Source organism: Gordonia sp. LMA167, assembly GCF_058130025.1.
On the sequence record NZ_CM176708.1, the window covers coordinates 3,335,503 to 3,354,266 of the forward strand.

18 protein-coding genes and 1 tRNA gene are annotated in these 18,764 nt (G+C 67.0%); 6 read left to right on the plus strand and 13 right to left on the minus strand.

Translation table 11 applies throughout. From position 1 onward, the window contains the following. The first annotated feature begins 19 nt into the window (after positions 1-19). The 3 genes from ACVT6V_RS15045 (at position 20) to rdgB (ending at position 2,365) form a co-directional block, all read left to right on the plus strand. A complete protein-coding gene (locus ACVT6V_RS15045; RefSeq protein ID WP_489900585.1) occupies positions 20-787 on the plus strand; it encodes a cyclic nucleotide-degrading phosphodiesterase in 768 nt (255 codons plus the stop codon). Positions 788-992: 205 nt separating this feature from the next. Further along, positions 993-1,748, plus strand: coding sequence for a ribonuclease PH (rph, locus tag ACVT6V_RS15050; protein WP_489900586.1), 756 nt, complete (start codon positions 993-995; stop codon positions 1,746-1,748). Then, positions 1,748-2,365, plus strand: coding sequence for an RdgB/HAM1 family non-canonical purine NTP pyrophosphatase (gene rdgB, locus ACVT6V_RS15055; RefSeq protein WP_489900587.1), 618 nt, complete (start codon positions 1,748-1,750; stop codon positions 2,363-2,365). The genes rph and rdgB overlap by 1 nt, the downstream gene beginning before the upstream one ends. Here rdgB and ACVT6V_RS15060 read toward each other — a convergent pair. The 3 genes from ACVT6V_RS15060 to ACVT6V_RS15070 all read right to left on the minus strand — a co-directional run bounded on the left by ACVT6V_RS15060 (position 2,342) and on the right by ACVT6V_RS15070 (position 4,479). Beyond that, a complete protein-coding gene (locus ACVT6V_RS15060; RefSeq protein ID WP_489900588.1) occupies positions 2,342-3,487 on the minus strand; it encodes a glycosyltransferase in 1,146 nt (381 codons plus the stop codon). The two genes, rdgB and ACVT6V_RS15060, sit on opposite strands and share 24 nt — an antisense overlap. A gap of 213 nt (positions 3,488-3,700) precedes the next feature. Beyond that, on the minus strand, positions 3,701-4,045 hold the full coding sequence (locus tag ACVT6V_RS15065; protein ID WP_489900589.1) for a DUF3817 domain-containing protein: 345 nt from the start codon (positions 4,043-4,045) through the stop codon (positions 3,701-3,703). Next, on the minus strand, positions 4,042-4,479 hold the full coding sequence (locus ACVT6V_RS15070) for a transcriptional regulator (protein ID WP_489900590.1): 438 nt from the start codon (positions 4,477-4,479) through the stop codon (positions 4,042-4,044). Before ACVT6V_RS15070 ends, ACVT6V_RS15065 begins: the two co-directional genes overlap by 4 nt. A gap of 78 nt (positions 4,480-4,557) precedes the next feature. Between ACVT6V_RS15070 and ACVT6V_RS15075 the strand changes: the two genes are divergently transcribed. Then, positions 4,558-4,642, plus strand: a tRNA-Leu gene (locus ACVT6V_RS15075). Positions 4,643-4,665: 23 nt separating this feature from the next. On the opposite strand, the gene ACVT6V_RS15080 is transcribed toward ACVT6V_RS15075, so the two are convergent. From ACVT6V_RS15080 to ACVT6V_RS15095, 4 genes are all read right to left on the minus strand, one after another. Then, positions 4,666-5,265, minus strand: a complete 600-nt coding sequence (locus ACVT6V_RS15080; RefSeq protein ID WP_489900591.1) for a thymidine kinase — start codon at positions 5,263-5,265, stop codon at positions 4,666-4,668. Between the two features lie 66 nt (positions 5,266-5,331). After that, positions 5,332-5,811: a hypothetical protein gene (locus ACVT6V_RS15085; protein ID WP_489900592.1), complete on the minus strand. Its 480-nt coding sequence runs from the start codon at positions 5,809-5,811 to the stop codon at positions 5,332-5,334. Then, positions 5,801-7,735 carry a primary-amine oxidase gene (locus tag ACVT6V_RS15090; RefSeq protein ID WP_489900593.1) on the minus strand — a complete coding sequence of 645 codons (1,935 nt, stop codon included), beginning with the start codon at positions 7,733-7,735 and terminating at the stop codon, positions 5,801-5,803. The genes ACVT6V_RS15085 and ACVT6V_RS15090 overlap by 11 nt, the downstream gene beginning before the upstream one ends. Before the next feature lie 37 nt (positions 7,736-7,772). Further along, positions 7,773-9,239: an APC family permease gene (locus ACVT6V_RS15095; protein WP_489900594.1), complete on the minus strand. Its 1,467-nt coding sequence runs from the start codon at positions 9,237-9,239 to the stop codon at positions 7,773-7,775. Between the two features lie 216 nt (positions 9,240-9,455). On the opposite strand from ACVT6V_RS15095, the gene ACVT6V_RS15100 reads away from it, so the two are divergent. Then, a complete protein-coding gene (locus ACVT6V_RS15100; RefSeq protein WP_489900595.1) occupies positions 9,456-10,952 on the plus strand; it encodes an APC family permease in 1,497 nt (498 codons plus the stop codon). Further along, a complete protein-coding gene (locus tag ACVT6V_RS15105) occupies positions 10,949-11,629 on the plus strand; it encodes a helix-turn-helix domain-containing protein (RefSeq protein WP_489900596.1) in 681 nt (226 codons plus the stop codon). Before ACVT6V_RS15100 ends, ACVT6V_RS15105 begins: the two co-directional genes overlap by 4 nt. Here ACVT6V_RS15105 and ACVT6V_RS15110 read toward each other — a convergent pair. The 6 genes from ACVT6V_RS15110 to ACVT6V_RS15135 all read right to left on the minus strand — a co-directional run bounded on the left by ACVT6V_RS15110 (position 11,626) and on the right by ACVT6V_RS15135 (position 18,747). Then, a complete protein-coding gene (locus tag ACVT6V_RS15110) occupies positions 11,626-12,204 on the minus strand; it encodes a nuclear transport factor 2 family protein (RefSeq protein WP_489900597.1) in 579 nt (192 codons plus the stop codon). The genes ACVT6V_RS15105 and ACVT6V_RS15110 overlap by 4 nt on opposite strands. Positions 12,205-12,229: 25 nt before the next feature. Next, positions 12,230-13,693, minus strand: a complete 1,464-nt coding sequence (locus ACVT6V_RS15115) for an amidohydrolase family protein (protein ID WP_489900598.1) — start codon at positions 13,691-13,693, stop codon at positions 12,230-12,232. Next, on the minus strand, positions 13,690-14,646 hold the full coding sequence (locus ACVT6V_RS15120) for an amidohydrolase family protein (protein ID WP_489900599.1): 957 nt from the start codon (positions 14,644-14,646) through the stop codon (positions 13,690-13,692). The genes ACVT6V_RS15115 and ACVT6V_RS15120 overlap by 4 nt, the downstream gene beginning before the upstream one ends. Continuing rightward, complete coding sequence (locus tag ACVT6V_RS15125) at positions 14,639-16,636, minus strand: acetoacetate--CoA ligase (protein ID WP_489900600.1); 1,998 nt, start codon at positions 16,634-16,636, stop codon at positions 14,639-14,641. Before ACVT6V_RS15125 ends, ACVT6V_RS15120 begins: the two co-directional genes overlap by 8 nt. Positions 16,637-16,945: 309 nt before the next feature. Continuing rightward, on the minus strand, positions 16,946-17,869 hold the full coding sequence (locus tag ACVT6V_RS15130; protein WP_489900601.1) for a VOC family protein: 924 nt from the start codon (positions 17,867-17,869) through the stop codon (positions 16,946-16,948). Beyond that, positions 17,866-18,747: a fumarylacetoacetate hydrolase family protein gene (locus ACVT6V_RS15135; RefSeq protein ID WP_489900602.1), complete on the minus strand. Its 882-nt coding sequence runs from the start codon at positions 18,745-18,747 to the stop codon at positions 17,866-17,868. Before ACVT6V_RS15135 ends, ACVT6V_RS15130 begins: the two co-directional genes overlap by 4 nt. Positions 18,748-18,764: the final 17 nt, after the last annotated feature.

Consider the following 18,764-nt stretch of genomic DNA (forward strand, 5'->3'; position numbering starts at 1 on the left):
GCGTGGCACAGTAGGGCGTATGCGTCTCACGGTCCTCGGGTGTTCCGGCAGTGTCGGTGGACCCGGTTCCGCCTGCTCGGGCTACCTGTTGTCCGTCGAAGGACAGCGGCCGGTGCTGATGGACTGTGGCCCGGGCGTCCTCACCGAACTGCAACGGTATGTCGATCCGGTCGACGTCGATGTCGTGCTGAGCCACCTGCACGCCGACCACTGCCTGGACCTGCCGGCGATGTTGGTGTGGCGGCGTTACGCCCCTCGTCCCGCGCCGGGCCGAGCCACCCTGTACGGGCCGGTTGGTACCGCGCAGCGCGTCGGTGCGGCGTCGTCGGAGCTGCCCGGCGAGGTCGACGACATCTCCGACACCTTCGACACCATCGAATGGGAGGAGGGTACCGAGGTGTCGCTGCACGGACTCGAGGTGAAACCGGTCAAGGTGAACCATCCGCCGGAGACGTTCGGCCTACGCTTCACCGGTCCGGAGGGGCAGGTGATCGCCTACAGCGGCGACACCGCGATGTGCGACGAGGTCGTCGATGTGGCGCAGGGGGCCGACATCTTCCTCTGCGAGGCCACCTGGACCCACGCGCCCGATGACCGGCCGCCGAACCTGCATCTGTCCGGATACGAGGCAGGTCAGATCGCGACCAAGGCCGGGGTTCGGGCGTTGGCTCTGACCCATCTGGCTCCCTGGTTCGACCCGGAGGAGATCCTTGCGGAGGCGCGCTCCACCTTCGCCGGCCCCGTCGACCTGGTCCGGCCCGGTCAGGTCTTCGACCTGGTGCCGTGATCTCGATACGCCTCCTCACTACGTTCGTCGGCTACTCGATCAGCGGTGGACGCCGCGTCTCTTGGTTCGTCGGCCACTCGGGTCAACCCTCGGTCCCTGAGGAAGTCCGGAGCGCTAGCGAAGGACTGTCACGAAGGGCCGCTCCCGCGCCCCCGCCCACTCCCGCCTCGATCGCCACGGACCCCGCATCGTTAGAGTTGGGGCCGTGACGAAACGAGCTGACGGCAGGACCGACGACGAACTCCGACCGATCACGTTCACCCGCGGATTCACCAGTCATCCGGCGGGCTCTGTGCTCGTGGAGTTCGGTGACACGCGGGTGATGTGCACCGCGAGCGTGACCGAAGGGGTGCCGCCGTGGCGGCGCGGATCAGGTCTGGGCTGGCTGACCGCGGAGTACGCGATGCTGCCGTCGTCGACACACGAGCGGTCCCGGCGCGAATCGACGCAGGGCAAGATCGGCGGCCGCACCCACGAGATCAGCCGACTCGTGGGGAGATCGCTGCGTGCGTGCATCGACCTCGGGGCCCTCGGTGAGAACACCGTGGCGATCGATTGCGATGTGCTGCAGGCCGACGGCGGTACCCGCACCGCGGCGATCACCGGTGCGTACGTGGCGCTGTCCGACGCAGTGACCTGGCTCAAAGCGGCCGGCAGGCTGAGCGACCCGCAGCCGCTGTCGTGCATGATCGCGGCGGTCAGCGTCGGGGTCGTCGACGGCCGTGTCCGACTTGATCTTCCGTACGAAGAGGACTCGCGCGCCGAGGTGGACATGAACGTGGTGGCCACCGACGCCGGCACTCTCGTCGAGGTGCAGGGCACCGGTGAGGGCGCGACCTTCCCCCGGGCGACCCTCGACAAGCTGCTCGACATGGCGATGGTGGGGACCGACAAGTTGTTCGAGGCGCAGCGTGAGGTGCTCGCCGCACCGTATCCCGGCCGGCTCCCGTCCAAGTCCTGATGGCGACCGTCCTCGTCGCCAGCCGCAACGCGAAGAAGCTGGCAGAACTGCAGCGAGTGCTCGACGCCGCAGGGATCACCGGTATCGATGTCGTCGGTCTCGATGCCGTCGACGACTATCCGGAAGAGCCCGAGACCGGCGCGACGTTCGAGGAGAACGCGATCATCAAGGCCGTCTCCGGTGCACGTGCGACCGGGTTGGCCTGTCTCGCCGATGATTCGGGCCTGGCAGTGGATGCCCTCAACGGCATGCCCGGGGTGTTGTCAGCGCGCTGGTCGGGACGTCACGGCGACGACCGGGGAAACAACGACCTGTTGCTCGCGCAGATCGGCGATGTGCCCGACGATCGGCGCGGCGCGGCGTTCGTGTCCGCATGCGCTCTGGTTCTCCCGACGGGGGAGCAGAACGTGGTGCGTGGAGAGTGGCGGGGGACGATTTTGCGAGCCCCGCGCGGCGACAACGGGTTCGGGTACGATCCGCTGTTCGTGCCGGACGACCCCGCGGCACAGGGGCGTTCGTCGGCCGAACTCTCGGCGTCCGAGAAGGACGCGCTGAGCCACCGGGGCAAGGCGCTGGCCCAGCTGGTGCCCGCGTTAGCCGAACTCGCCCGCTCCTGACGACCGCTGGTACGTGGCGAGACCACGATGAACGGCGAGCATCCGGGTGATGGAGTCCGGCCATCGATAGCGGGCGGCACGTCGGCGCGCGGCCGATTCACGTTCGATGCGCGGGAGTTCGAGGACCTGCTCGATCGCGTCGGCGAATGCCGTACCCGAGTTGTCGGCCAACGCCCCGCAGGTGGCGTCGACCATGCCCGCCACCGCCGATGACCTGGAGGCAACCACAGGTGTCCCGGAGGCCAGCGACTCGAGCGCGGACAGGCAGAACGTCTCGTGCGGTCCCGGCGCCAGAGAGATCTCGGTGGTTGCCAGCAGCGCGGCGACCTGAGCGCGGTCGGCGACGTGTCCGAGAAAGGTGACGGGGAGACCACGGGCCGCCCGCTCGAGGGACGGTCGTCGGGGGCCGTCGCCGGCCACCACGAGATGCACTCGGCGACGCGAGCCGTGCAGTCGGGCGATCGCGTCGATACTGCGGTCGGCGCGTTTCTCCGGGGAGAGCCGACCGCAATGGGTGATGAGGGTGGTGGTGTCGTCGACGAACCGGGCGCCGACGGCGGGATCGGCGTGGCGAGGATCGAAGACATCGAGATCGACACCGAGCGGCACGTGGGCGACATTGGTCGCGCCGATGCGATGGAACTCGGCGGCGGCGAAACCCGTGGTGCACACCACGGTGTCGAAGGACAGTGCGGTGCGGCGGTTGGCCTCGTCGGCGAGGGCTCGGGCCACCGGCCCGGGCATGGCCATCCCGAGTAGTCGGTCGAGCCGTTCGTGCGACACCATCGTCGCCGCGATGTCATGGTCGTGGGCCCACCGACCGAACCCGCGTAGCGTCAGCCGATCCGACACCTCGAGTGAGTCGGGGCGGAGATGACGAAGGATGTCGGCCACCCGTCGGGCCGGTGCCACGCGGTAGCCGCCCGAGAAGGGCAGTCGCGGGGCATGTACTGCGATCCGGTGCACCCCGTTGGGCAGGGTCTCGGCATGGTCGGCGGCACCCGGAACGACCAGGATCACCTCGTGACCTGCGCCGACGTACCCGGCGCCCCAACGATCGACGGCGGTCTTCAGGCCACCTGATCGGGCGCCGTAGAAATTGGCGAGCTGCACGATGCGCACCTGCACAATGTGGTCGGATCCGGATGAACCGGCGTCGACCGCAGCGTCATGGTTTCCCGATCAGTGCATGAACTGTGGCCGCGCCGACGGAACCCGAAACCGCGCCGAGAGAACCCAAAACCGCGCCGAGAGAACCCGAAACCGCGCCGAGAGAACCCGGAATCGCGCCGACAGAACCCGACATCGCGCCGACAGAACCGGGCACCGACCTCGTCAGAGGTTGTACTGGGCCTTCACTTCCTTGGTGCGGATGTGCTCGAACCAGAAGGAGAGGAACGGGATCGTGCCCGCGATCGCGGTGACAATGATCTTCGCGAGTGGCCACCGGACCTTGATGGCGAGATCAATCGTGAAGATCAGATAGACGAAGTAGACCCAGCCGTGCACGATCGGTACGAAATCCAGCGCATCGACGTCGAACCCGTACTTCAGGATCAATTCGGTGACCAGCAGGAGCAACCACAGACCGGTGATCCAGGCCAGGATGCGGTACCTCAACAATGCGCCGCGCACCTTCGCCACAGGAGTTCCGGTCGTTGAGTTGGTGGTTTCGGTCAACTGCGTTGTTCCTCACTGCTGCGTTGGGATGATTCGGCGCGATCGAGGTCGGCCAGATAGGAGTTGTAGTCGGCCAGTGTGGAGTCGTCATCCGCTGTGGGAGACGAGGTGAGCGAGGACGCACTCGGGGTGGTCGGCCGCTCCGGCAAGATGCCGGAGGGGATCTCCGTGGCGCCCTTGGCGTCGGGGGCGATTTTGCGCTGCTCGTCCGGATCGCTCTCCAGAACCACGAACCGCCGGTAGGCATAGATCACCGCGGCGGCGAATGCGGGCCACTGCAGCGCGTAGCCGAGGTTCTGTGCGGTGCCCGACGCCGACTCATACCGATCCCACTGCCACCAGGCCAACACGAGACAGGCCAGGGCGGCGGCGACCACCAGGGCGATGAGCGCCGGACGGTGGCGTCGCCGAGGGGCGGGCGACGACGATTCCATACCCTCGACGGTACCTGGCCAGCGGTGATCGACTCGCGGGCGGTAGGCTGACGCAGGCGCCGGTGTGGTCGGCGACACGCGCGAGTGGCGGAATTGGCAGACGCGCTGGATTTAGGTTCCAGTGTCTTCGGACGTGGGGGTTCAAGTCCCCCCTCGCGCACCATGAGGATCACGACGATCCGCGATTCAGGTCCCCAGTTGCCCGTCGAAGTAGTGCCGACGACACAGCGGCTGATACACGACCGGCCCTTCCAGGGTGTCGCCGACGGCGACCAGTTCTCCGGTCCGCGCGACCCGTCCGTCGACGATCCGAGCGTTCAGGTACCCCGGCCTGCCGCACCAGCACAGGACGGTTGCCTGCATCCGATGAGCCGCATCGGCGAGTTCGATGAGGCGAGCGGACCCGGCGAACAACGTCGACTTGAAATCGCTGAGCAGACCGAAGGCGAAGACGTCGAGGCCGAGGTCGTCGACGACGCGCGCGAGCTGCTCCACCTGGGCGGGGGACAAGAACTGCGCCTCGTCGCAGACGACGAAATCGAGGGGCTCGCCGGTATGGCGGGTGATGACGACGTCGTAGATGTCGTCATCCGCACTCACGATTACCGCCGGGGCGCGCAGACCGATACGACTCGTCACCATGGGCTCTCCGGAGCGGTCACATTGCGTGATCAGCATCCCTGATCGTCCCTGCGCGCCCTGATTGAAGTGCGTCTGCAGCGCGAACGTCGACTTCCCGGCACCCATCGGCCCGTAGTAGAAGATCAGTTGCGCGCCGGAGTTCATCGGCACGATTGTGCCGCACCGGATGGGGGTGCGCCCGATGATCGCGCACCCACATCCGGTCCAGGCTCAGCTCGCGCGTCGTCGAGTGGTCAGCCAGAGCGCCGCCAGCGCGAACACCAACTCGCCACTCGTCGCGATCATGATCACAGTCATCGTCGGATCGATCGGCATCGCAGGGCCCGACATCGCTCCGGCTCCCATTGTCGATGGCATGTGACGGTGATGGCCCGCCATCGACCCTGACATCGACATCGAGCCGCTCATCGCGGTCAGATGTACCGCGAGCATCGCCGCCGCCATCGTCGCCGTGATCGCCCACGCCCTCGCCGACGGATGGCGAACGAGGTGGACGCCGCATGCCACGCAGCCGGCGGCCATGATCAGCGAGACGATGTCGGCGAACAGGCCCAGATGGCCGAGTGCCCGCAGGTGCGCTGCAGCGGAGACGAGGGCCAACCCGAGGGCTGCGGCCCCGGCGATCCGGGCACCACATGGTATCCGGATCGACGGCGCGAACCCGCGGGCGGCGTACAGGTCAGCCGCCATGGCCGTGGCAGTGCTTGGCCGCGGTGGGCGGGACGTTCATCACCGGGCTGGCATCGCAGAAGTTGTACGGCTTCAACGTGAATCCGGCGTAGTCGGTCGGCATGATCGGCCAGTCCTCGGTGCGCGGGAAGTGTGTGAGCCCGAAGGTGTGCCACACCACGATGTCCTCGCCGTCGACCGAACGATCTGCCGCCTGATACGCGGGCAGGCCATTGCCCAGTGCGCTCTGGTTGACGAAATCACCTGCCGCATAACGTTCGTTGCGATCGTAGCGGGTCACCCAGAGCTGTTTGGTGGTGAACGCGGCGCGACCGGCCACCGACGACGCCGGGTCCGCCAGCAGCGTCGGTGTCTGTTCGGCGTGCAGAGCGTAGGCCGGGTGGTGGCCCATCCGGCCGGTCTTCTCCGTGTTGACGATGTGCCAGGTGCGTCCGCACGAGGCGTCGGCGACGCGCGCGGCGTCGGACTCCGTCTCGATACGGGTCTTGGCCACCGTGAACGCATTGCCCCACGGATTACCCTCGCCCATCGGCACCCGCACCGCGTCGACCTCCTCGACGGCATTCGCCGTGCCGTCGACCGTCATGTCCAGACGGGCGCTGAAAAGGTGCTGGTGATAGGGCAATCCGAGGCCCGGCGCGACGAGGCTCTGGTAGTCCGAGCCCTCTTCGGGGTAGGCGGCGGTGAACGCCATGCCGGTCAGCTTGGCCTCGAGTTCGATGGTGCCGTCGAGGTACAGGTGCCAGTAGAAGCCGTAGTCATAGTTGCCGACGGTGGTGAAGAAGCTGATCACCAGCCGGCGTTGACGACGCACCTCGCTCATCCCGGTGAAGATGTCGGTGTGCTTCCAGAGCGTCCCGTAATCCTCCTCGTGCATGCACACCGCGTTCTTGACGGTGCGGGGGCTGCCCTGCTCGTCGGGCAGGGTGGCGTCGAAGTAGTGGATCTCGCCGAGGCAGTCGCAGCCCAGGGTCAGCTCGTTGGCGTAACGTCCGAACACATACTCGCCGGTGTCGAAGTAGTTCTGCCAGTAGCGGTTCGGTGACGGATCCCCGTAGGGCACGACCATCTCGTTGATCGAGGCCCGATACATGACGTCGCGACCCTGATATTTCAGCTTGCGCAGGATGAGGCCCTCACGCTGGTCATAGGAGATGTCGAGACTCCAGTTGGTCCATTCGATGTGCTCCCCGTCGACGGTGAAGCTCGGCCCTTCGGGCTGGGTGATCTCGATGGGTTTGAGCCCTTCCAGCGGAGGGCCGGCGACCTCGGGGGTGTCGAAGTTCCCGGATTCGGCAGGCACATCGAAGACCCGATAGTCGACCAGATCGATCAACTCGCGGTTGATGATGTCGACGTAGGCGCACAATCCGTCGACCGGGTGGGCCCACGGCAGATCCTTCTCGTGGTCCTGGACGAAGGCGAACGACCGGATGATGCGTTTGCCCGCCTCGTTCGGGTTGTCATAGGTGCCCGCCGACAGCGGCACCGCAACGGTTTTCGCCGGATCGACGCCACGCTTGGCAAGCGCCTCGATCCAGCGGGGCTCGGTCGCGAGGAACTCGGCGACGATCTCGAACTCCGCGTCGAGGATGGGGAGCTGGCCGACCGCGGAATCCACTTCGTCCGCGGCGAGGACGGTCGCGCCGGTCAGGGATACGACGGCGTCGACGGCATGGCCGGTGGCCATGTCGAGCATCATTGCCCGGACCCGTCGGTCGGGGGCGGGACCGTCGCCGGCCTCGAAGGCCAGCACCTCGGCTTTGTCGGGCTCGTCGAGACCGACGTAGACGAATCGCGTGGTCGTGGACACGTGGCCGGCATCGGTCAGAAGCGCTCGCGCGGAGATGATCTCGTCCGCGGTGAGGCTACCCAGGGGATGGGCCACCGCGCGGGGGGCGGGTGCGTTGTCGAGGGTGGTCATGAAAGGTCCTTTCTCGGAAGAAGAGTGGTGGTGGAGGTCAGACCGAGATCGCCTCGGTCAGTGCCGAATAGGCCTGCGCGTCGCGACGTCGGATGACGAGAGCCTGCCCGACACCGAGGAGCACGGCCCCGACGACCAAAGCCATGAAGACGTATGCCAGAACAGTCGATCCACCGATCAGGGTGGGGAAGTTCGCGACGACGGTGATGAGGATTCCGATGAGACCGACCAGACCGATCGCCGGTGCCACGAGCGTCTGCCATCGCCCGGCCGATTGAGCCACACGCCGGAAGTAGACGAGCACCGCCAGGCAGGTCAACGCCATCAGCACGACGATGCCGAGGGTGGCGAGCCCGGAGAACCAGGCGAACACCTGCAGTTCGGGGTCGAGCCCGCACGCTGCGAACACCGCGATCAGCACGCCGGCGGTGATCGACTGTACGAGCGAGGAGACATGCGGCGAGAGATGGGTGGCATGCACCGACCCCAGCCGCGACGGCATCGCGGTTGCGTCCGCCATCGCGTGCTGATAGCGCGACAGCACGTTGTGGAAGCTGAGAATGCAGGCGAAGAGGGAGGTGATGAGGAGAATGTTGATCGTCGTCGACGCCCAGCCGCCGAGGTAGGTCTCTGCGGTGGCCATGATCATCCCGGACGGGTCCTGCGCGGCCGCCTCGACGACGTTGTCCGGGCCCCACGCCATCACCAGCGCCCACGACGAGAAGGCGTAGAACGCGCCGATGAGCAATACCGCGACGTAGGTGGCCCGCGGGATCGTGCGGTCGGGGTCGCGTGCCTCGTTGCGGAAGATCGCGGTCGCCTCGAAGCCGATGAATCCGGCGACGGCGAACATCAAGCCGATCCCGGGTGCGCCGGAGAACACGGCGTCAGGCGTGAATGACACCAGCGAAAGCCCATCGTTGCCGCCCTGCACCATGATCGCGACGTCGAGGATCAGCACGATGCCGATCTCGGCGATCAACAATACGCCGAGGACCTTGGAGCTCAGGTCGATGTGCCGGTAACCGAGCAGGCCCGTCACAGCGGCGACCGCCAGGCTCAGCACCCACCACGGAATCGACGGACCGCCGAGATCGGTGACCGCCTTGGCCAGCAGCGTGCCGATCAGGCCGTACACGGCGGCCTGCACCATCGTGTAGGTGAGCAGCGCGAGATGTGCGGTACCCAGCCCCAGGGGGCGCCCGAGCCCGTGGCCCACATAGGTGAAGAATGCCCCGGGCCGCGGCAGATGACGTGCCATGGTGCTCAGTCCGACGGCGAAGAACAACAGGACCACGGCCGCGACGACGAACATCGTCGGCACGCCGGGACCGTTGCCGAGTAAGAACGCAACCGGGACGCCGCCGCCGACCACCGTGAGCGGGGCTGCGGCGGCGACGACCATGAACACGATCGCGCCGACGCCGAGCGAGCCGGTGAGGGAACGGGGACGGGCATCGGCGGTCGTTGGTGGGGCGATGCCGGCGGCATCGAGTGAGGCCATGGGATTCTCCAGAATGGGGAGCGGGGTGACGGATGGCGGGCCGCATTGCCTGCCGGACATCAGCCTTGGTGACCTCGGTCGCGGTCGTTTTGCCGATCCGTAACGGAACCCGACTTTCCGGTGGGACAGCTCCCCGTGCGCAGACCCGTTCGATGTCACGCGTCGAACACCGCTCGGAAACGTGCGCGAAACAGCGCGTGTTTACCGTCCGCCCCTATGCCCGGATCGACGCCACCCTCGCACCCTCGCCTCGTCCTGGGTGCGCGCAGTCGTCTCGCCGGACTGGATCGACGATCTCTCGGCCCGATCGACGTCATCGCGCACTCGGTTGCCGTGATGGCACCGTGCGCGGCCGGTGCCACGATTCCGTTGCTGGTGATGGAATCGGGTTCGGCCCTGGTCTGGAGTGTGCTCGCCGCCATCGCACTGGCTGCGCTGGTGGCGATTGTGCTCCGGGAGTTCACGTCGCGCATGACCGCGTCCGGTGGGCTCTACACCTTCGCGGCCAAGGGTCTCGGGCCGGCGGGAGGTCTGGCCGCTGCCGCGGCGATGACACTGGGCTACGGCGCGCTCGGCATGTTCGCGTTGAGTCAGTCGGCGTATTTCGGGCTGCGACTCGTCGGTGTCCATCACCCGTCGACTGCTCAGGTCGCGGTTGCGGTCGCCGCGATCGGTGTGTGCGTGGCGGCGACCTTGATCCGCGGGATCCGGGTCTCGGCGCGGGCGGGTCTGATCATCGAAGCCGTCGCGGTGACCATCGTTCTCGCCGTCATCGGCGTGCTGCTGCTGCGGCACTCGAGCGCCCTCGACCCAGGCGCGATCGTGTCCCCACCGACCGGTGTCGCATCGTTCTGCGTCGGTGTCGCGTTGGCGACCTGCGGTCTGATCGGATTCGAGAGCGCGGCGACGGTCTCCGTGGAAGCGCAACGACCGCTGCGCACGGTGCCGTCGGCGATCTCGGTCTCCCTGCTGATCGGGTCGCTGGTGGTGCTGATCGCCACCGTCGCGCAGGCGGCGAATGTATCGGCGCTCACCGCGGTGTCTGCGTTGGCCGACGGTGACTTCGATGTGATGGCCGACGCCGTGGGCGTCGGATGGGTCGCCCCGATCACCAACGTCGGCATCGTCGCATCGTTCCTGGCGTGCACGCTGGCGTCCACCACATCGCTGACCCGAACACTGATGTCGCTGGCACGGGAAGGGCTGATCCCGGAGCGCTTCGGCCAGACGCATCCACAGACGCGCACTCCGGCTTTCGGCATCACGGTGGCGGTGCTGGTGATGGTGGTGGCTGCCGCCGTACCGTCCGCGGCGGGGATGTCGGCCGAGGCCGTCCGGAGCTCGATGGCCAGCGCACCGTCCATCGGCTTCATCGCCGCGTATGTGATCGTCGCCGTCGCCGCCCCGATGTTCCTCCGCCGGACCGGCGAGCTACGCCGCACCACGCTGGTGGTCGCCCTGACCGCTGCTGTCGCGTTCAGTGCGGTGCTGATCGTCTTCGTCGTCGTGAGTTTCGGCACCGACCGGGCATGCGGTGTCGTCGCCGCGCTCGGCTGGTTCGTGTTGGCAGGTGTCGGCGCGCTGATCCTCGCGCTGTGCCGACCACAGGCGGCGCGGGGCATCGGCATCCACGAGACACCGACTCGCGGTGAGGTGTGGAGCGGCCATCGGTCACCGGTTGCGGCCGGTCCGCGGCCACTCGACCCGACATGAGTCCGGCATTCGGTGGCGACTCGTCGTCGCGGTCGGTGATCAACGCGCTTCGCCTGATCGAAGAGGTCGCGGGTCTGGGTCCCGGTGTCACCGCCGCGGAGCTGTCGCGCAACCTCGGGCTGTCCAAGTCGGCGACCTATCGACTGGTCAACCTGTTGGCCGCCGAGGAATACCTCGTGCGCACACCCGATCTGGGCGGATTCGCGCTCGGCGCAAAGATCGATGCCCTGATCGGGATGGCGACCGACGAGTCCGTGCCGGACAAACTGCGCGAGCTGGTCGACGAGGTCCGGTCCAGACTGCGTTTCGGATTGCATCTCTTCGGCATCCAGAATCCGGGCACGATGCGGGCACGTCTGACGATGCTCGACATCGACCCCGATTATCCGCTCTCGGACCCGGCCCGCCTGTTGCACGATCATTCGGCGTCGGCGGTCGGCCGGCTGATGGACGCGGTCGGCTCGGGCCATCCGGCGGCGGCGCCGGAGTTCGCGACACAGGTCGGTTCGTTCGCCCCCAACTTCGGTTGTATCGCGGTACCGGTCTGGAGCGACGCCGACGAACTGATCGGGGCACTGGCCGTCGCGGCCCCGGCCAAGCACATAGAACATCCCGATGCATTGCTACGCGTCCTCGCCGAGCCCGCCCGGGCAGTGGCGAAGGTGCTCGACGCCTAACCCAGCCAGTCGAAGGCGTCGCGATAGAGAGCGTCGACCCCGTCGGGGCGGTCGTCACCGACGAGGTCGTCGTCGATCTCATACCCACGGTCGGCCAACAGATAGCTCAGGAATCCATACGACGGGCGTAGACCGGCGAGCCGGGTGCGATCGATCGGCGGGACCTCGCCGGGCACCACCGGTGTCACAGTGTCCCGCTCATAGATCGGGTCGAGCGCGGTGATGACCCATGCGCCGTCCTGGCTCTCGGCACGGTAGAGGATGCGGGTGAACGAGGTGACGTCCACGTCCACCTCGGCGATGCGTGCCCGGACCTCGATCGCCGCCCCGACCTCGACGACAGCTCGGTGCTCGTGTGAGAACACGACCGGCGGAGACAGCCGATGGGTCGATCGCCCGCCCGCTGCGCTCATCTGCTCGGACGCCGTGACGAACTCTGCGCCCGAACCACGAAACCAGCTGAGCCGGATACGTGCGTCGGGGTGAATGCACCGGCGCATCTGGTCCCACCAGCCACGGTCGCGGGCCTGGCGTTCGCGGAGCACGAGTTGGGTCAGTTGAGTGACATCGTCCATGTGGTGTCCCATCGGGTGCATCGCATCAACGCGCCGACGGCGCGGCCTCGAGTCGACCCAGGATCGCGTCGAGGTCGGCGCGCGAGAACCAGTCGCCGGTCCGCACGACGCCGTCGATCTCGTGCAACGCGGTGTGATCGGCCAGCGGATCGCGCCGGAGAAGCACCAGATCGGCGCGATAGCCCGCGGCGACCTGGCCCCGGGAGTCGTCGACGCCGAAGAACCGAGCAGGCGCGACGGTCACCATCCGCAAGATCTGTGACGGTGACAGACCCGCGGACGCGAGCAGATCGAATTCGTCGTGCAGTGCGAAACCGGGGATCACCCAGCCGGCGCCGTTGGCGTCGGTGCCGGCGATCATCGGTACGCCGGCGTCGGCGAACAGCCTGGTCATCCGGAGCTGCGCATCCCAATGGTCGCGCAACGTCTTTCGGGTCCGGTCGGGCAACTTCTCGAACCGTCGGGTGGCCTTCTCCCACCGCCTGACCTCGTCGGGCGCTATGAACCGCAGGCGGGGATCGTGCCGATGTTCGGGACTGTCCGGGAACTGCTGCGTGTGCAGTCGGATCAGCGTCGGACACTGCCACGTCTGCTGTTCGGTGAACAGCGCCGCCAGTTCGCGTGCCTTCTCCTCGTCATACGTGACATCGGCGGTACGCAACTGTTCGGCGGCCGCGGGCGAGGTGAGCGTCGCCGGATTGACCACCAGGCGTGCCAGCAGCTTGCCGACAATCCGCTCCATCCCGGGCAGTTTCACCCTCGGTAATCGGATCTGACGTTGCGGGACCGCGCGCAATTCATCCTCGCGGCCGGAAGCGGCGGTGTAGACGGTGGCGCCCGGGCCGAGATGCTCGATGCACCGCATCTGTTCGCGGGCGGCATCGCGCGGATCGACATCGCCCGGCAGATGCCCGGCGAACGGCAGATCGAGCCGGCGGGCCTCGGCCAGACCGGCCAGGAACGCGTCGTGACCGGTCATGCCGGCCTTGATGAAGTCGGCGCCCTGCGCGTGCTGTGCACGGACCTCGGCGACGACGGATTCGACCGTCGCGGCGTTCAGTGGGGTCAGCAGCGAACCCGGGGTGGCCAACAGAGCCGGCGCTCCCAACGGTGCAGGCAGACGGCCCGCGGCACGATCGGCCAACAGACCGGGGCTGCCCGACATCTGCCGAAACCCGACGATCCCGTTGACGAGCATCAGGGCATAGGACGCGTCGACATCGTTCGGGGTGTTCAGCACATGGACATGCGCGTCCACGAATCCGGGAACGACGAATCTGCCACGGCCGTCGATGATCTCGATGCCATCGAGGGTTGCTTCCGTCGGCGTGATGTCCGCGATCGTGTCGCCGTCGATGCGGATGTCGCGATGTGGCTGCAACGTTCCGTCGGCGACGTCGACGATTGTCACGTCTCGCAGCACGAACGCGCCACGTATCGAGGCCTGCTTCACGTAGTTTCGTTGCCGGGTTGACGCAGTCCGGGTCATCGAGCGGACACCGTCGTGTCGAACAGCGCCACCGCGTTGTCGGCGACGATTTGCCGCCACGGGCCGTGCTCGTCGACGGGCCACTGCTCGTCGAGCGCCGCAGCAAGCAGCTCGACGGCTGCGGCGGGGGTGAAGCAGTGGTCACTGCCGTACAGCAGATGATCGGTGCCGAACCGCCGTGTGAACGCACCGAGCTGATCGGGGACCGGGGCGCCGGCGAGATCGAACCACAGCCGGTCCCAACCGAGGTCGGCGTCGCCGGCCGGGATGAGGCCGCCGAGGCGGAACAGGTCGACACGACTGATCACTGCGGGCAGCATCGCGCCACAATGCGGCACCACGAACCGGATGTCGGGATGACGCGAGAGGACTCCGGCCGTGGCCAGATGCACGATGGTGCGTGTGGTGTCGAACAGGTACTCGAGCAATGGTGCCGGGAAACCCGTTGCACCGGAATCGAAGTGCGGTGGCGCGGTAGGGTGGACGAACACAACCGCGTGTTGCGCGGCCAGCTCCCGCCACAACGGTTCCAGATCCGATGCGCCCAGATAGACGCCATGAGCGTTCGACTCGATGCCGACTCCGGCCCGGCCGGGTGCGGCCGCGGAGCGTTGTGCCTCGGCGATGGCCGCGTCGATATCCGGCAACGGCAGTGCTGCGAAGAACCCGAATCTGGTGGGATGCTCCGCTGCCAGCGCACCCATGAAGTCGTTGACCTCCACGGCCAGTGACGCGCCGGCCGCGTCGTCTCCGAAATGCACCCCGGGCGAGGAGATCGAGAGGACTGACCGTGCGATCCCGACGCGGTCCATCATCGCGAGGTGATCGCCCACCGACCAGGCCGGCCACCCGGGCATGGCGTCGGGGGTGGTGTGCCCGGCGGCCTTCGCGGCGTCGACATACCAGTCGGGCAGGACGTGGGCATGGACATCGACGAGGCCGCCGTCAGGCATCGGAACTCCCTGTGTGATGGGCGAATCGGGTGAAGTAGTGCAATGCGTCCGGATCGTCGACGGTGTCGACGCCCGTCACCTTACCCAGCGGGCGGCCCTGGATCAGCCGCTTCACCGGCACTTCCAGCTTCTTCCCGGTCCTGGTGTGCGGGATGGCCGGTACCGCGATGATGTCGTCCGGGACGTGCCGCGGTGACGCTTGGGCACGGATCGCGTCGGCGATGCGCTGTCGCAATCGGTCGTCGAGCTCGTGGCCCTCGGCGAGTACCACGAACAGTGCCATCCAATAGCGGTCGCCGTCGAGTTCTGCGCCGATGACGAGGGCCTCGCGGACCGGTGGCAGAGGCTCGACGGCGTCATAGATGTCGGCGCTGCCCAACCGGACACCCTGTCGGTTCAGCGTGGCGTCGGAACGTCCGGAGATGACCACGCCGCCGCGTTCGGTGATCGTGATCCAGTCCCCATGCCGCCAGATGCCCGGAAAGGTGTCGAAATAGGCGTCGTGGTAGCGCTGTCCATCGGGGTCGTTCCAGAATGCGATCGGCATCGACGGCATGGGGGAGGCGATCACCAGTTCACCGACCTCGCCGATCATGGTCTGGCCGTCGGCATTCCACGATTGCAGGTCGACGCCGAGCAGCGGAGCCGAGATCTCGCCCGGCCACACCGGTGTCGTCGGCGCACTGCCGGCGAACCCGCTGACGACGTCGGTGCCACCGCTGGTGGATGCCAGTTGGATGTGTACGCCGACCTCGTCATGCACCCAGTGATAGCTCTGCGCCGGCAGGGGAGCGCCGGTCGAACCGATTACCCGCAGGTGCGACAGGTCGTACTCGGCCGTGGGCCGAAGTTCCGCCTTCGCACTTGCGGCGAGGTAGCCGGGACTCACTCCGAGCACCGACACGCGGTGGTCGGCGGCCATCTGCCACAGGCGGTGCGGACCCGGATGAGCGGGACTGCCGTCGTAGAGCACAATTGTCGTTCCCAACAGCAGGCCTGACACCACCATGTTCCACATCATCCAATTGGTGGTGGTGTACCAAAAGAATCGATCCCCGAGGCGAAGATCGTTGTGCAGTCCCAACAACTTCAGGTGATCGAGCACCACGCCACCGTGCGAATGCACGATCCCCTTGGGCGTTCCGGTGGTACCCGACGAGAACAGCACCCACAGCGGGTCGCCGAACTCGACGCGTTCGATCACCGGCGCGGCGGTCGTCGCGACGACGTCATCCCAATTCGTCTCGGCCGCCGACGGTTCGGCGGCCTCCCACCGACCGACGTGAGGTACGCGCAGAAGGGCACGAACTGTCGGCAACCGGTCGCGAAGTCGGCCGACCTCGTCGCGACGATCGTGCACGGTGCCGTTCCAGGAGTATCCGTCGGCGGCGATGAGCACTGTCGGGTCGAGCTGGCCGAGGCGTGCGGCGGCACCGTCGGCGCCGTAGTCCTGACCGCACGACGACCAGATTGCACCCAAGCCCGCTGCGGCGAGCAGTCCGACAACGGCGTGCACCGTGTTCGGCAGGTAGCCCACGACCCGGTCGCCGCGTTCGACACCGTTGTCGCGCAGCCATCGTTGTACGGCGCCGACCATGCCGCGCAACTCATCCCAGGAGACCTCGAGCCGGGTACCGTCTTCGCTCTCGCTGATGATCGCCGTGCCTGAGCCACGATGCCGCAGAGCGTGTTCCGCATAGTTGATGCGCGCGCCGGGGAACCATTGAGCGCCCGGCATCTCGGAGTTCGGCAGGACGTCGTCGGGGACGTTGTCGATGACGACACCGAAATACTCGGCGACGCTGGACCAGAAGCCGGCGAGATCCGCGACCGAATAGGCCCACAGATCCCGGTAGGTCGGGTATCGGTCGCCGGTGCGGGTCGCGACGAGTTCGGTGAACTCGGTGAGTTGGGTGCCCGGGATACGGCTCGGGTCGGGCTCCCAGATCGGGGCGAGGGTGTCCGGCGCCGACGACTGGTCGACGGTCATGTGTTCTCCTGGGGCGTACTCGTACAGGGGTCTCGATACGCTGCTCGCCTGGCGGCTCGCGGCTACTCGACCAGCGGTTGGGGGGGGCTGCTCCGGTGGAGTGTGGGGGTGGGTCTCGATATGTTGCTCGCCTGGCGGCTCGCGGCTACTCGACCAGCGGTTGGGGGGGCTGCTCCGGTGGAGTGTGGGGGTGGGTCTCGATATGTTGCTCGTCTGGCGGCTACTCGACCAGCGGAAAGGTCCTTTTCGCTGATCGAGTAGCCGACGAGCGTAGCGAGGAGGCGTATCGAGATCAACTCTCCGACAACGCTATCCCGCGCTGTGGGCGCCGGTCATCAGTCCCGCCAGATCTTCGGGCATGAGGAACGACGGTGGCGGCGGCGGACCCCAACTGAACAGGCCCCTGGCGCCTTCCACCACCTCCGGAGTCCACAGCTGGTCGTCGACGATCGAATCCATGTCGGAGTAGTACTCGCTGAAGTTGCCGGCCGGGTCCTTGAGATACCAGAAGAAGTTCGAGCCGGCGTAGTGTCGCCCCAGGCCCCACACGTGCCGCTCCGGATCGGCCTCGAGCATCCGCATCGCGCCGCGGCCGACCTCGTCGACATCGTCGACCTGCCACGACGTGTGATGCAGGAAGCTGACCGGGGCCTGCTGCACCAGAACGTTGTGATGGTCGGTGGAACAGCGCAGGAACGCCGCGAGTCCGGGGACCTCGTCGCTGATCTTGAATCCCAGGCCATGGGTGAAGAACCGCTGCGTCACAGCGTGATCGGTGCTGCCGATCACGGCATGGCCGAGCTTGCGGGGTCGGACCGCACCGTCGCGGACCACTCCCGGGGCCCGACCTGTCGCTCGATCCAGGCGACCCGGTCCGTTGTACAGGGTAGCCTCGACCCGCGGCTGGACGACACGTGGCTGGATTTCGACAGTGGCCTGCAGTCCGGTCGCTTCTTCGACCGAGACAATCCGGTCGGCGAACTGCTGAAATGGGATTGCCAGACCGGACAGGTTGTGCGCGACCCGGTCGATGTCGTCGGCGTCGTCGGCTCCGACGACGAGTGCGACGAGCCGGCGGGTCGGTGCGTCGACGATCCGGAGTTGCCGGCCACCGTCGACAGTGGAGAACCAGCCGTCGGACTCTGGCGTCAGGCCGAAATCGGTGTAATAGGAGGCAGTTTCCGCAACATTGGGCACGCCGATGGTGACGGACGCAAGACGATGCAGACTCATGATTCATGTCCTTGGGTTGGGGCGACAAAGGTCTGGTGGAGTTCGCCGATTCCGGTGATCCAACTGTCGAGCTGTTCACCGGGCGTGAGGAAGCGTTTCGGGTCGCGACCGGCGCCGATCCCCGCGGGAGTTCCGGTGAAGATCACATCGCCCGGGTAGAGGGTGACGTTGCGTGACAGTTCGGCGACGAGCTTCGCGACCGGGAAGATCAGGTCGCTGGTGCGACCCTTCTGCATCCCCTCGCCGTCGATGGCACAGCCGAGTTCGAGGTCGTCGGGATCGGGCAGCTCGTCAGCGGTCACCAACCACGGTCCCTGGGGTGAGAATCCGGGAAATGACTTGCCCAAGCCGAATTGCGGAGCCGGACCGCGGGTCTGGGTTATGCGCTCGGAGATGTCCTGCCCGACGGTGAGGCCGGCGACATACTCCCAGGCCTCGTCCTCGGCGACGTCGGTGGCCTCGCGCCCGATCACCGCGACGAGCTCGACCTCCCAGTCGACCGCGCCGCCGTCGGGGATGGTGACGGTGGTGTCGGGTCCGGAGAAGCTGGACACGTATTTGGTGAAAACCGGTGGCAGATTCTCCGGGGATTCGAAACCGGACTCCGCGGCGTGTTCGTCGTAGTTCAGACCGATGGCGAACACCTGGCGCGGTTGTGGTGAGGGCGCGCCCAGGCGGCTGCGGTCGATCAGAGGGCTGCTCGTTGCGGCGGTGTCGAGGGTGCCGGCCCACGCGACGATGTCAGCCCAGCGGTCGTAGATCGAGGTGAGATCGGGGCCGAATCGGCCGTCCGTTGCCGCGGCGATGTCGATGGTCCGTTCGGCACCGGGCTCGCCGGTCACCAGGACCGCGCGGTTGTCGAGATTGGCGATGCGCATCTTCGAGAGTTCCTTTC

Coding starts and splice junctions, on each gene's coding strand:
- ACVT6V_RS15090 (WP_489900593.1), bottom strand. CDS start 7,735: ATGACCACCCTCGACAACGCACCCGCCCCCCGCGCGGTGGCCCATCCC.
- ACVT6V_RS15080 (WP_489900591.1), bottom strand. CDS start 5,265: ATGAACTCCGGCGCGCAACTGATCTTCTACTACGGGCCGATGGGTGCC.
- ACVT6V_RS15070 (WP_489900590.1), bottom strand. CDS start 4,479: ATGGAATCGTCGTCGCCCGCCCCTCGGCGACGCCACCGTCCGGCGCTC.
- ACVT6V_RS15115 (WP_489900598.1), bottom strand. CDS start 13,693: ATGACCCGGACTGCGTCAACCCGGCAACGAAACTACGTGAAGCAGGCC.
- rdgB (WP_489900587.1), top strand. CDS start 1,748: ATGGCGACCGTCCTCGTCGCCAGCCGCAACGCGAAGAAGCTGGCAGAA.
- ACVT6V_RS15045 (WP_489900585.1), top strand. CDS start 20: ATGCGTCTCACGGTCCTCGGGTGTTCCGGCAGTGTCGGTGGACCCGGT.
- ACVT6V_RS15110 (WP_489900597.1), bottom strand. CDS start 12,204: ATGGACGATGTCACTCAACTGACCCAACTCGTGCTCCGCGAACGCCAG.
- ACVT6V_RS15130 (WP_489900601.1), bottom strand. CDS start 17,869: ATGAGTCTGCATCGTCTTGCGTCCGTCACCATCGGCGTGCCCAATGTT.
- ACVT6V_RS15100 (WP_489900595.1), top strand. CDS start 9,456: ATGCCCGGATCGACGCCACCCTCGCACCCTCGCCTCGTCCTGGGTGCG.
- ACVT6V_RS15120 (WP_489900599.1), bottom strand. CDS start 14,646: ATGCCTGACGGCGGCCTCGTCGATGTCCATGCCCACGTCCTGCCCGAC.
- ACVT6V_RS15105 (WP_489900596.1), top strand. CDS start 10,949: ATGAGTCCGGCATTCGGTGGCGACTCGTCGTCGCGGTCGGTGATCAAC.
- ACVT6V_RS15085 (WP_489900592.1), bottom strand. CDS start 5,811: ATGGCGGCTGACCTGTACGCCGCCCGCGGGTTCGCGCCGTCGATCCGG.
- ACVT6V_RS15125 (WP_489900600.1), bottom strand. CDS start 16,636: ATGACCGTCGACCAGTCGTCGGCGCCGGACACCCTCGCCCCGATCTGG.
- ACVT6V_RS15135 (WP_489900602.1), bottom strand. CDS start 18,747: ATGCGCATCGCCAATCTCGACAACCGCGCGGTCCTGGTGACCGGCGAG.
- ACVT6V_RS15095 (WP_489900594.1), bottom strand. CDS start 9,239: ATGGCCTCACTCGATGCCGCCGGCATCGCCCCACCAACGACCGCCGAT.